The 12,472-nt window shown below is 50.7% G+C and carries 13 protein-coding genes; 9 read left to right on the forward strand and 4 right to left on the reverse strand.

From position 1 onward, the window contains the following. Positions 1–80: 80 nt before the first annotated feature. From MAQ5080_RS01545 to fecE, 4 genes are read left to right on the forward strand one after another with little or no spacing between them, the layout of a single operon-like run. Entirely contained in the window at positions 81–977 is an 897-nt protein-coding gene (locus MAQ5080_RS01545) for a Fe(3+) dicitrate ABC transporter substrate-binding protein (protein ID WP_067204528.1), read from the forward strand. 7 nt (positions 978–984) lie between these two features. Then, on the forward strand, positions 985–1,986 hold the full coding sequence (locus MAQ5080_RS01550) for an iron chelate uptake ABC transporter family permease subunit (protein ID WP_067204531.1): 1,002 nt from the start codon (positions 985–987) through the stop codon (positions 1,984–1,986). After that, the gene (gene fecD / locus MAQ5080_RS01555) at positions 1,983–2,942 is read left to right on the forward strand and encodes a Fe(3+) dicitrate ABC transporter permease subunit FecD (RefSeq protein WP_067204534.1); all 960 of its coding nucleotides are present in this window, start codon (positions 1,983–1,985) and stop codon (positions 2,940–2,942) included. Before MAQ5080_RS01550 ends, fecD begins: the two co-directional genes overlap by 4 nt. Positions 2,943–2,944: 2 nt before the next feature. Next, positions 2,945–3,715: a Fe(3+) dicitrate ABC transporter ATP-binding protein FecE gene (gene fecE / locus MAQ5080_RS01560; protein WP_067204538.1), complete on the forward strand. Its 771-nt coding sequence runs from the start codon at positions 2,945–2,947 to the stop codon at positions 3,713–3,715. Between the two features lie 115 nt (positions 3,716–3,830). Here fecE and MAQ5080_RS01565 read toward each other — a convergent pair whose 3' ends face one another. After that, positions 3,831–5,348, reverse strand: a complete 1,518-nt coding sequence (locus MAQ5080_RS01565; protein ID WP_067204541.1) for a YifB family Mg chelatase-like AAA ATPase — start codon at positions 5,346–5,348, stop codon at positions 3,831–3,833. 70 nt (positions 5,349–5,418) lie between these two features. On the opposite strand from MAQ5080_RS01565, the gene MAQ5080_RS01570 reads away from it, so the two are divergent. Continuing rightward, a complete protein-coding gene (locus MAQ5080_RS01570; protein ID WP_067204544.1) occupies positions 5,419–5,634 on the forward strand; it encodes a TIGR02450 family Trp-rich protein in 216 nt (71 codons plus the stop codon). A gap of 8 nt (positions 5,635–5,642) precedes the next feature. Here the strand turns inward: MAQ5080_RS01570 and MAQ5080_RS01575 are convergent, their stop codons facing one another. Beyond that, positions 5,643–5,888, reverse strand: a complete 246-nt coding sequence (locus MAQ5080_RS01575; RefSeq protein ID WP_067204547.1) for an accessory factor UbiK family protein — start codon at positions 5,886–5,888, stop codon at positions 5,643–5,645. A gap of 460 nt (positions 5,889–6,348) precedes the next feature. On the opposite strand from MAQ5080_RS01575, the gene glnK reads away from it, so the two are divergent. From glnK to radA, 4 genes are all read left to right on the forward strand, one after another. Further along, positions 6,349–6,687 (forward strand): P-II family nitrogen regulator, encoded by a 339-nt coding sequence (gene glnK / locus MAQ5080_RS01580; protein ID WP_067204550.1) that lies wholly within the window; start codon positions 6,349–6,351, stop codon positions 6,685–6,687. A gap of 39 nt (positions 6,688–6,726) precedes the next feature. Then, positions 6,727–7,989, forward strand: a complete 1,263-nt coding sequence (locus MAQ5080_RS01585; protein ID WP_067204554.1) for an ammonium transporter — start codon at positions 6,727–6,729, stop codon at positions 7,987–7,989. Between the two features lie 138 nt (positions 7,990–8,127). Continuing rightward, entirely contained in the window at positions 8,128–9,657 is a 1,530-nt protein-coding gene (locus MAQ5080_RS01590) for a carbon-nitrogen hydrolase family protein (protein ID WP_067204557.1), read from the forward strand. A gap of 113 nt (positions 9,658–9,770) precedes the next feature. Then, entirely contained in the window at positions 9,771–11,156 is a 1,386-nt protein-coding gene (radA, locus tag MAQ5080_RS01595) for a DNA repair protein RadA (protein WP_067204560.1), read from the forward strand. 9 nt (positions 11,157–11,165) lie between these two features. On the opposite strand, the gene MAQ5080_RS01600 is transcribed toward radA, so the two are convergent. After that, positions 11,166–11,459, reverse strand: coding sequence for a DUF1289 domain-containing protein (locus MAQ5080_RS01600; RefSeq protein ID WP_067204563.1), 294 nt, complete (start codon positions 11,457–11,459; stop codon positions 11,166–11,168). A gap of 19 nt (positions 11,460–11,478) precedes the next feature. Further along, positions 11,479–12,090, reverse strand: coding sequence for a COG3904 family protein (locus MAQ5080_RS01605; protein WP_067204567.1), 612 nt, complete (start codon positions 12,088–12,090; stop codon positions 11,479–11,481). Positions 12,091–12,472 lie beyond the last annotated feature (382 nt).

A 12,472-nucleotide genomic window follows, 5' to 3' on the forward strand; every position in this document is an offset into this window, starting at 1 on the left:
ATAGTAATGGAACTCGCTTTTAAATGTTCTTGATAAACATTATCATTGAGTAAAATGTTTATGATAAGAGTTATCCCGCTATGCTTATATCTGCGTTCAAGCGTCTGAGTTTATTGGTTTGCAGTGCCCTACTGGCCACTTCTGTTCAAGCCGTCACAGTGCAAGACAGTAAAGGCCCGTTTTCTTTAGACTATGAACCTAAGCGCATTGTGGTATTGGAGTTTTCCTTTGCCGACGCGCTGGCTTCAGTCGGCGTAGTCCCAGTAGGCATCGCCGACGATAAAGATAAAAACCGCGTCTTGCCAGCAGTACGAGACGTAATCGGTGATTGGCAATCGGTGGGCACTCGTTCACAGCCAAGCCTTGAAGTGATCGCTTCGCTTAACCCTGATTTGATCATTGCCGACATTTCCCGTCACGAAGCGGTCTACGACGATTTACAGAAAATTGCGCCGACGCTGATCTTGCCTTCCCGTCGTGAAACCTACCAAGACAATCTAAAAGCTGCAGCAATCATCGGCAAAGTGGTCGGTAAAGACACGCAAATGACGGAGCGTCTTGCACAGCATCAGCAGTTTATGGATGCCATGGCGGCTAAGCTGCCAGCCAAGGCAAGTGTGCAGTTTGGTGTGGCTCGTGCCGACGCTCTGTTTCTGCATACTGACGATTCCTACGCCGGCGGCGTGATTCAGGCACTCGGTATGCAAACGCCCGCTTCTGACCGCGATGATTCCGCCTACCGTCAAACCAGCCTAGAGCAACTACTGGCCATCAACCCTGAGTACATTGTGGTGGGCAACTACGTCCATCCGAGCATTGTTGATCAGTGGCAAAATGAGCCCCTGTGGAGCCTACTACAAGCCGTGAGTCATCAGCGCATCTTCCAAGTTGATCCCAATGTGTGGTCACGCTGCCGTGGTGTTATGGCAGCCGAACACATGGCCACCGATCTAGCACGTATTTTCGCGAAATCCTAAGCTTCTCATGACTCATCCCCTTCGCTCACTCAGCCTAGGCCTATTACTGAGCCTGGGCTTAGTTTTAATCAGCTGGTGGAACCTGTTTGCTTGGTCGGTTGTCCCTGTCACTGAGCTAGACGTTTGGCATGCCGTTAGCGCGTTTGATAGCCAAGCCATTGCACAGCGGATTGTGATCGATTTACGCCTGCCGCGTTTGCTTACCGCCCTATTGGTTGGCGCCAGCCTTGCCGCAGCGGGTACCATTATGCAGGGACTGACCCGTAACCCGCTGGCAGCACCTTCGGTATTGGGCGTCAACGCTGGTGCTGCGCTCGGTATGGCGTTAGTCTCCACCCTGCCGTTTCTATACGGCGCGCTCGGCACTTCGATTGCCGCCATGCTAGGTGGCGGTCTTGCTTGGCTATTAGTGATGTTATTAGGCAGCGCGTGGCGTATGGGCGGTAACGAACATGGTCGTCTCGTACTCGCAGGCGTGGCCATTTCTGCCCTGTGTGCAGCACTAACCAAGGCTGTCGTCATTATGGAAGAGGACCAAGCTGCGGGCGTTATGACCTGGTTGGCAGGCAGTCTAGCGGATGCCCGCTGGCAGACTTGGCAAAGCTTTTGGCCCGTTGCCGTAGTAGGGCTAATTGGCGCAGTGCTACTGACACCTTCGCTGAATTTATTGCAACTGGGCGAAGACAATGCCCGTAATCTTGGCATCAATTTACTGTACAGCAAGCTGATCGGCAGCGTCTTGGTGCTGGTGTTAGTCGGTGCCTCCATCAGCGCCGTTGGCAGTATTGGTTTTGTCGGTTTGATCGTACCGCATATGGCTCGCTTACTGATGGGGCAAGATTTTCGCATTTTTCTCCCCGTGGCTATGGTACTTGGGGCGGCGTTGGTCACTTTGGCCGACACCTTAAGTCGTGCCGTGACCTACCCCATGGAAACGCCTGCTGGAGCCATCCTTGCGCTGATCGGCGCGCCCTTCTTTATTTACTTGGTGAGAAAACGCACCCTATGAACGCGCAACGTTTTTTCCCTTTGGCGATCGTTTTGCTGATTGCCTTAAGCCTTGCCAATTTGCTATTTGGCGCAGTGTCCCTATCCTTGCCAGAGGTCTGGCAGGGATTGTTTCTCGGCTCAGAGCAGCACTTTACTGTGTATGAATACCGTTTGCCGCGTATTTTCCTCGCCATGTTAGTGGGCGCGGGCCTCGCGTTATCCGGTGCGCTGGTACAAGGGGTAATCCGAAACCCACTGGCTTCCCCGGATGTCTTGGGCGTCAGTCATGGGGCCGGGCTTGCTGCCGTGTTTTATATGACCTATTTCAGTGGCGCCTCCACTGACTGGCTACCGGAAGTCGCTTTGGCCGGCGGTATTCTTGCAGCTTTGGTGTTGTGGTACCTATGCGGTGTTCACAGCAGCGCCATTAAACTTGCTATCACGGGGGTCGCCTTGGCGGCCTTTTGGGCCAGCTGCATCGACTTTTTGATGCTCACCAAGCCGCTCGAAATTAACAACGCCTTGCTTTGGCTAACCGGCAGTTTATGGGGCCGCGGTTGGCCTCAGTTACAAGCACTGCTACCTTGGTTTGTGCTCACTCCTATAGCACTAGGCCTAAGTAAATATCTTAACTTATTGGACCTTGGCGATGACTGCGCCACCAGTCTTGGTATTTCACCACAGCTACTACGTTTATTGAGCTTAGCCATCGCAGTTGCCCTCACCGCCGCCTGCGTATCCATCTGTGGTCCAATTGGCTTTCTCGGCTTGGTCGCCCCACATCTGACTCGCAAACTGGTTGGCGGACGTCATCAAGCCCTACTGCCAGCCACCATGCTCACTGGCGCTTGCTTGCTGCTCGCCGCGGATTTGGCTGCCCGTACACTCGATCCACCGATTGAACTGCCTGCTGGTATCTTAACCGCCATCATTGGCGCCCCGTATTTCCTATGGCTACTGTTGAGGATGAAATAATTATGTCCCTGAGCGCTCACCAACTCAGTGTTGGCTACCATGGCCACACCATCGTCAAAGAGATGGATTTAACGCTACCCGATGGTCGCTTTATTGCCTTACTGGGCCCCAATGGCTGTGGTAAATCGACGTTACTCAAATGCTTTGCACGTATCTTACCAGCCATGTCTGGGGAAGCCCGCTGGCAAGGTCATAACCTGCACGATTACCCCTCTAAGCAACTGTCCAAAGAGCTGGCGCTATTGCCGCAAACCCAACCAATTCCTGAAGGCATTAAGGTAAAAGACCTCGTCGCCTACGGACGCAGTCCCTACACCGGTTTTTGGGGCAAGTTAAGCCAGCAAGATCATCAGATCGTTGAGCTGATGATGCAGCAAACCGGTACCTATGAACTACGAGAACAATTAGTCAGTGAACTGTCTGGCGGACAACGCCAGCGTGTTTGGCTGGCCATGGTCTTAGCGCAAGATACGCCCTATCTATTACTCGATGAGCCCACTACCTATATGGACATCAATCACCAAGTGGAATTGATGCACCAGCTGCAAAAGCTTAATAAACAAGGCAAAACCATCATTACCGTGCTGCATGACATTAACCAAGCAGCACGTTATTGCGATCACCTCGTGGTGATGAAAGCCGGCGAGCTGAAATACCAAGGCTCACCAGCAGAGGTTCTCACCTCTACCATGCTCAAAGAGGTGTTTTCTCTAAATGCCCAAATCCACAGCGATCCCGTCTCAAACACGCCTATGTGTGTGGTGGAAGGTTGATCCCGCACCACTATTTACTTAAACCTGTAAAAAACGAAGGTGCCCAGTACGATTGCAAAATCGTTTGTCTAGTAAAGCGTGCGGTTTCGGCTAGGCACTTAACTGCTGTAACACCTTATGCGCCACCTACTACCGCGGCGAGAGTTTTCTCCATCTTGCGATAGCTTAACGACTCCATTAGATGCTTACGCTCGACCGCTTTGCCTTCTAAATCCGCTAACGTCAGCGCCACTCGCAACACGCGATGATAAGCCCTAGCGGAAAGTTTTAAACGCTCTAGTGCCTGTTGCATAAAATGCTTGTCGGCATCGCTTAGAGCGCAAATACGCTCCAGTTCACGGCCACTTAAATGGGCATTTTGCACGCCTTGGCGAGCGCGCTGTCGACTCACCGCCGCCTCGACTCGATCACGTACTGCTGCGCTGGATTCCCCCGTTTCATTCTGATTGACCAGTACATCGGTGGGCAAAGGCGGCACTTCCACATGTAAATCGATCCGATCGAGAAACGGCGCCGAGAGTTTACGTAAGTATTTTTGGCTGGCGCTGGATTGATAATAATCCGCGCCACCGCTGTAGGCTTCATTGCTCGCGTTCATCGCCGCCACCAACATAAATCGCGCGGGATAGGAGATTTGCCCACGGGCACGAGACAAATGCACTTCGCCATTTTCTAACGGCTCACGAAGAACTTCTAACACCTTACGGTCAAATTCAGGCAGCTCATCCAAGAACAGCACGCCGCAATGACTTAAGGACGCTTCGCCAGGTTTAGGAATCGAGCCGCCGCCGACGAGCGCAGCGGCCGAACTAGAATGGTGCGGGCTGCGAAATGGACGCTCGGACCAATGCCAATCGACGCCCATTTTACGACCAGAGACAGAGTGCACCGCAGCGACTTCCAGCGCTTCGGACTCCGTCATGCGAGGCATAATGCCGGGTAAGCGGGACGCCAGCATGGTTTTGCCGGTACCAGGGGGGCCAATAAACAATAGGTTATGACTTCCTGCGGCGGCGACTTCTAAGGCACGCCTCGCTTGATACTGGCCTTTTACATCGGCCATATCTTTTAATAATGAGAACGCTTCTGTCGGAATACTTTCTGACTTGCAACGCTGTAGCTTAGCTTGCTGAATCAGCGCGGCCGTCACTTGGGTCAGATGGTTGGCATAATAGACCTCATAATCGACCAATCCCGCTTCATTGCGATTATCGGCCGGAACAATCATTTTACGCTGTGCGTCTTTGGCGGCCATAGCGGATGGCAATACACCGGGAATACCACGTAGATCCCCAGACAATGCCAGCTCTCCAACAAACTCGGTATCACGCAGTTCCGTTTCCCCCAGTTGCCCAGAGGCCAACAAAATGCTGATGGCAATGGCGAGATCATAGCGACCACCTTCTTTGGGCAAATCCGCTGGCGCGAGATTAATGGTGATACGTCTCAGGGGAAACTCGAACTTGCTATTGATGATGGCGCTGCGCACGCGATCTTTGGCTTCACGCACTGCGGCTTCAGGCAAGCCAACAATACTTAAGGAAGGCAAACCGTTGGAAATATGGGTTTCCACGGTCACTAAAGGCGCCGACACACCCACGCGGGCACGGCTATAGATAGTCGCTAGGCTCATGATCACTCCTTGATTATTCGCCAACGCATCCAACTTTCGATCCCGCACGTATCCTTATGCGGAGGTACTTATGAGCAAAAAGTTGAACCCTAATAAATTGTTACTTTCAAAATGGACGTCTGCTGCTCCGAAAAATAAAGAGAAGCATTTCATCGTCACAGAGCTGATTCGCGATGAAGACAACACAGTGATCGATGTCACCCTTGAAGCAGTGTACACCAAGAATGTCTACCAATTCCCTTGGCAAACACTGCTTGATGATCTCTGGCAACAAGGTTGGAAGTAACCATCAGGTTACTTCTGCTCGGTTTGCTCAAGTTCCGCTAGACGTGCTTCCAATTGTGCCAGCTTCTCACGGTACTTTTGCAGCATGGCTGCCTGCACTTCAAATTCTTCGCGGGTCACTAAGTCCATCTTTGTGAGCGTATCCTTTGCCACCAGTTGTAGCTGAGCTTGGATTTCTTCTGCAGGAAGCTTACCTAACGTTGTCGCCGCCTGTTCCAAGCCTGTGCCCAGTTGCTTAATAAATTGATCAATCATTGCTGCCTCATTCGTTTGCAGAGTTTGTTCCATTATAAAATGTCCACAGTGGTTCTGTCTGTACACATTTCCGCCCCTCTATAAGCCTAGCATGCGTCGTAACTGTGCAACCCTAAAGCACTATGACCAGTTAAAGCTCGCTGAGATTCCGATTGCGCCCCCCATTAGGTCAGACAAATATGCTGCAAAACTAAGAAAAACAACCAAATAGTTCTGCAACTGTCCTTAACATTACCTACCACGAGCATCTAGCACCAAAAAAGTGCACTCGCACCACTTTGTTTGCATTCCTAGCTCAGACGCAAATACGCATCTCTTAGCGCAATTTCTTTACAAGTCTTATCTGATAAGGCTTTGCACGGTTTTAAGGCAAATATTTTAAAGCTGGCACACATATTGAATATACCCAGTTACCTGCGATACGACACAAGACAGACTTAAATCTAAGGAGACTGTGGGTATGAAGCTTATCACTGCCATCATCAAGCCATTCAAACTGGATGATGTTCGCGAAGCACTTTCTGAAATCGGTGTACAAGGTATCACCGTCACAGAAGTTAAAGGTTTCGGGCGTCAAAAAGGCCACACTGAACTGTACCGCGGTGCAGAGTATGTTGTGGATTTCCTACCAAAAGTAAAAATTGAGCTAGCCATTGCAGACGACATGGCCGACCAAGTGGTGGAAGCCATTTCTAACGCCGCCAACACTGGCAAAATCGGCGACGGTAAGATCTTTATCGTTAATCTTGAGCAAGCGGTTCGTATTCGTACCGGCGAGACTGGGGAAGACGCAGTTTAATCACTGCTTCAATCTTACAAGCCTTTAGGGGGGCGAAACATGCAAGATCAAATTTTTCACTTACAATATGCCATGGACACCTTCTATTTCTTGGTGTGTGGCGCACTGGTTATGTGGATGGCTGCGGGCTTTGCGATGTTGGAAGCAGGTCTAGTACGTGCTAAAAACACCACAGAAATCCTTACTAAGAACGTCGCGCTCTTCGCGATCTCTTGTATCATGTACTTGGTGTGCGGTTACGCCATCATGTACGGCGGCACTTGGTTCCTATCTGGTATCCAAGACGTAGACGTCACTTCTACTCTAACTGACTTCGCTGGCCGTGAAGGTGGCTTCGAAGGTGGTTCTATCTACTCTGGCGCTTCTGACTTCTTCTTCCAAGTGGTATTCGTTGCAACGGCAATGTCTATCGTTTCGGGTGCGGTCGCTGAGCGTATGAAACTGTGGTCATTCCTAGCCTTTGCGGTAGTGATGACAGGGGTTATCTACCCACTTGAAGGTTCTTGGACTTGGGGCGGTGCCGACGTATTTGGCATGTACAACCTAGGCGACATGGGCTTCTCTGACTTCGCAGGCTCAGGCATCGTACACATGGCCGGTGCTGCAGCAGCCCTTGCCGGTGTGCTAATCCTTGGTGCGCGTAAAGGCAAATACGGTCCTAACGGTGAAGTTCGTGCGATCCCAGGTGCTAACCTACCGCTAGCAACACTAGGTACCTTCATCCTTTGGATGGGTTGGTTCGGCTTTAACGGTGGTTCTGTCCTAAAACTTGGCGACATCGCTAACGCTAACTCCGTTGCTATGGTGTTCCTAAACACCAACGCGGCCGCAGCAGGTGGTGCGATCGGTGCATTGGTTCTAGCTCGTATCCTATTCGGTAAAGCGGATCTAACCATGCTACTAAACGGTGCCCTAGCAGGTCTGGTAGCGATCACAGCCGAGCCTTCTACGCCTTCAGCTCTAGGCGCAACGCTAATCGGTGTTGCCGGTGGTCTGATCGTAGTGGTTTCTATCCTAGCGCTTGATAAGCTGAAAATTGACGATCCAGTGGGTGCCATCTCGGTGCACGGTGTGGTAGGTCTTTGGGGGCTTCTAGCGGTGCCACTAACCAACGACGGTGCAACCTTCGGTGGTCAAATCGCTGGTGCTCTTACCATCTTCGTATGGGTATTCGCAGCTAGCCTAGTGGTTTGGTTAGTGATCAAAGCCATCATGGGTGTACGCGTTTCTGAAGAAGAAGAGTACGAGGGTGTCGATATCTCTGAATGTGGTATGGAAGCCTACCCTGAGTTCAAAAAATAATCCCTAACGATTATTTGTCTCTCCTTGGAAAGCCCTCGCACTGCGAGGGTTTTTCATGTTTAGAGTCCACAATACTTGCATTATCGCTAGCAAAGTAAGTTATAGTCGTAGCATCGATAGCACCTTTATGGAGACTGTATGTTGGAAGATCTACATTTAAAGATCCGCAACTTAACCTTGGATGACTACTCACAAGTTAAAGAATTAATGGACCGCGTCTACCATGACATCGGTGGTTCGTGGCCAAAGCACACTATTCGTAAGCTGATCAAAGACCTACCTGATGGCCAAATCTGTTTAGTCGACCACGACAAGATCGTCGGTATGGCCCTGTCTGTTAAAGTGAATTATCACCGCTTCAGCAACCCGCACACCTATGACGATTTAGTCGATCAGCGTGAACGCATCCACCACGATTCTGAAGGGGATGCGCTGTATGGTTTAGACGTTTTGATTGACCCAGATTATCGTGGTTACCGTCTTGGCCGCCGTCTTTACGAAGCGCGTAAAGAACTGTGTCGCCAAGAGAACTTGATCGCCATCCTCGCCGGTGGCCGTATCCCGAACTACTACCAGCACGCGGATGAAATGACGCCTGCGGAATACCTAGATGCGGTCGACAAACGTAAAATCTACGACCCAATTCTGACCTTCCAGCTGTCAAACGATTTCCAAGTTACCCGTCTTTTGACTAAGTACCTGCCGGAAGACGAGAAGTCACGTGGCTACGCGACCCTGTTGGAATGGAAAAACATCTTTTACGAACCAGAAAAAGACACAGTACTGGAATACCGTAAAACCCAGGTGCGCATTGGTGCCGTACAATGGCAAATGCGTGAAGTAGACAGTGTTGAAGAGCTACTGAAACAAGTTGAATACTTCATTGATGCCTTGTCGAGCTACAAGAGTGACTTTGCCCTCTTCCCAGAGTTCTTTAACGCACCGCTGATGGGCTTGGCACCGGATCAAACCAACCAAACCGAAGCGATTCGTTTCTTAGCCTCGTTCACTGACCGCTTTGTCAGTGAGATGTCACAGTTTGCGGTGAGCTACAACATCAACATCATCACCGGCTCCATGCCATTGATCGAAGACGATGTGATGTACAATGCCAGCTACCTGTGTCGCCGTGACGGTACCATTGAAGAACAGCGTAAGATCCACATTACGCCCCACGAACGCCGTGACTGGGTCATCGAGGGCGGTGATGAAGTGCGCGTTTGGGACACCGATGCCGGCCGTGTCGGTATCTTGATTTGTTACGATGTGGAATTCCCAGAGTTAGGCCGTCACCTAGCATCGCAAGATATGGACGTTCTGTTCGTGCCGTTCTGGACCGATACTAAAAACGGCTATCTGCGTGTGCGCCGCTGTGCCCAAGCTCGTGCCATCGAGAACGAGTGTTACGTAGTCATCTGTGGTAGCTGTGGTAACTTGCCTCAAGTTGAAAACTTGGACGTACAGTACTCGCAAGCCGCGGTCTTCTCGCCGTCTGACTTTGCCTTCCCACACGATGCCACCATGGCCGAAACCACGCCTAACACTGAGATGTTGATGTTCTCAGATTTAGACTTGGATAAGCTGAAGCTGGTGCGCAGTGAAGGTTCGGTGAATAACCTGAAAGACCGTCGCTTAGACTTGTATGGCATCAACTGGAAAAGCAAATAAGCGAACTCTTTGATACCATATCGGTATCAGGCACACCTTATAACAGCCGCTAACCCTAGCGGCTGTTTTGTTTATACGCATCTACTGTAGTGAAGATTAGGAACCAATCAGTCATGGCAAAAGCAAAATCCGCCTTTGTCTGCAACGAATGCGGCGCAGACTACGCAAAATGGCAAGGCCAATGTCAGGCCTGTGGTGCATGGAACAGCTTACAAGAATTTAAGGTCAGCTCTGCTAAAACGTCCGCTCGTGTCGCGGCGACCCAAGAGGCGGGACGTAAAGGTTACGCGGGGGCCAATACCGGCATTCAGGATTTGTCGGAAGTCGACCTAGGGGATATGCCACGCTTTAGCTCAGGCGCCAGCGAATTTGACCGTGTATTAGGCGGTGGCTTAGTCCCCGGCGGTGTCGTACTCATTGGCGGCCATCCTGGTGCCGGTAAAAGTACCTTACTACTGCAAACCATGTGTTGGTTGGCACAGCAACAAAGCGCCTTGTATGTCACCGGTGAGGAATCCTTACAACAAGTCGCCATGCGTGCTCACCGTCTTGGACTACCGACCAAGAATTTAAAAATGCTCTCCGAAACCAGCGTTGAAGGCATTCTCGCGGTAGCAGAACAAGAGAAACCTAGAGTCATGGTAATCGACTCCATTCAGGTAATGCACCTAGATGGCATTGAATCAGCGCCCGGCAGTGTCTCACAAGTGCGTGAAAGCGCTGCGGTATTAACGCGCTTTGCTAAGCAAACGCAAACCACCGTCCTGTTAGTCGGCCATGTCACCAAAGACGGTACCTTGGCGGGTCCAAAGGTGTTGGAACACATGGTTGATTGTTCGGTGCTATTAGAAGGCGCGGAGGATTCGCGTTTTCGTACCCTGCGCGGTATGAAGAACCGTTTTGGTGCCATTAATGAACTAGGTGTATTTGCCATGCTGGAAAATGGCCTGAAAGAGGTGAAAAACCCTAGCTCAATTTTCCTAAACCGCTCCAACCATCCCGCCGCAGGGAGTTTGGTCATGGTGGTGTGGGAAGGCACTCGTCCGCTGTTGGTGGAACTGCAAGCGCTTGTCGATGACTCAGCGCTAGGCAATCCGCGCCGCGTCACAGTCGGCTTTGATCACAATCGTCTGTCGATGCTGTTAGCCGTGCTACACAAACACGGCGGCTTGATGACCGCCGATCAAGACGTGTATCTGAACGTGGTCGGCGGCGTCAAAGTATTAGAAACTTCCGCCGATTTAGCGGCCATTGCTGCCGTGGTCTCAAGCTTCCGTGATCAAGTGCTGCCACACGATCTGGTGGTGTTAGGGGAAGTGGGCCTGTCTGGCGAAATTCGCCCTGTGCCGTCCGGCCAAGAGCGTATCAGTGAAGCCGCCAAGCATGGCTTTAAGCGGGCCGTAGTCCCCAAAGGCAATTGCCCGAAGAAGCCCATCGAAGGCATGACGGTGGTGGGCGTTGAGCGTTTATCTGAAGCGCTGGAAGCCATCTTTGGCTAACCTAACACGCTAATCGTTTTCGGACATTGGGGTGGCGAAGAGATCTTGCACATCTTCGCCTTCCATCCCATAAGGCAAACCTTTATTCGACTCGGCTTGAAGGCGTTCTTGCTTGGCCTTTAAGATACGTTGCCAGCGACTGCGACACAGTTGAATCACTTGACGCTTCTGGGCATCGTTCATTTCATGCCAATGAAAGCGCTCTTCACGGCTACGTAAGCAGCCTTTGCAGTAGCCCTTGCTACTGGACTCACAAATGCCACGACACGGACTTTCGATTTGAAAGAGTTCAATCTGCTCCATGCCAGGCTCCTCATTTACATTATGAATCGGTCACTAAACGATAATCGTAAATCTCTTCTGGGGACAAGAAATAAATGCGTTCAGCGGGGGCTGCGTCTAAAGTGAACCAATAAAAACGCTCCGGCACGCCCATTTCTAAGTAGAAGTTTACATAACTGGCATGCACAGGGTCGGCCAGATTAATGGCATCGCCCCAGTTTTGCGTATCACGCCAAGAATGCACGCCCACACCGGCCCCTGCGCCAATGGTTCGCTCCACGCCGCCAAGGAATAAATCTACGCCACCAGACAAAACATAGCCAGTCTGGGCAATGTGCGTATTCAGACCCAAGTGACGAATCATACGAGCGGCTTCCATGGTCGCCAGTTGATCACTGGAGCCCGATACATCCACCAACACCAGGTCGGTGACATTAGGATGTTCACTCAAGGCACGCTTGAGTTGCTGCGGTAAGCGACTATTAAGTAAGCCTGATAAGTAGGCAACATCGTCTTCCACATAAATGAACACTTCTTCGCCCTGTTGCGGCGTTGGCTGAAGGCTTTGTTGTGCTGTATTACTGGAACACCCAGTCAACATCAGTAACGCGAGGGACATTGCACATAAAACACGAACACTTTGGACCTGCATTGGCCGATCACTCCTTACTCGGATCACCACTTTGCTTTCGCTACGTATCAATAACACGCTACCTGTAAAGCTTTACGAAATTCTTTACCTAAGCGCAAGAGAAGTCCGCTAATTCTATGCAAAACGTCAGCGTTCCAGCCGTCAAGAAACTGCTAAGGTTTCTCGTCATTGCGTAAAGTTTACCTTAACAAAGCCCTACCCCTGCCATTTGGTACACAGACCACACAAGCTGACAAGTTATCCGAGCGAGTGGACACTTATAATCACATTAACTATCACTTAGAAACAAGTATAACCATAAGGACTATCTAGCATAGCGCTCAGTAAATTTATAACTTGACCATATGGATATAAAATCGAGTTATTCCTATTAAAATTTAAC

It is taken from the genome of Marinomonas aquimarina (assembly GCF_900089755.1).
Classification (GTDB): Bacteria; Pseudomonadota; Gammaproteobacteria; order Pseudomonadales; family Marinomonadaceae; genus Marinomonas; species Marinomonas aquimarina.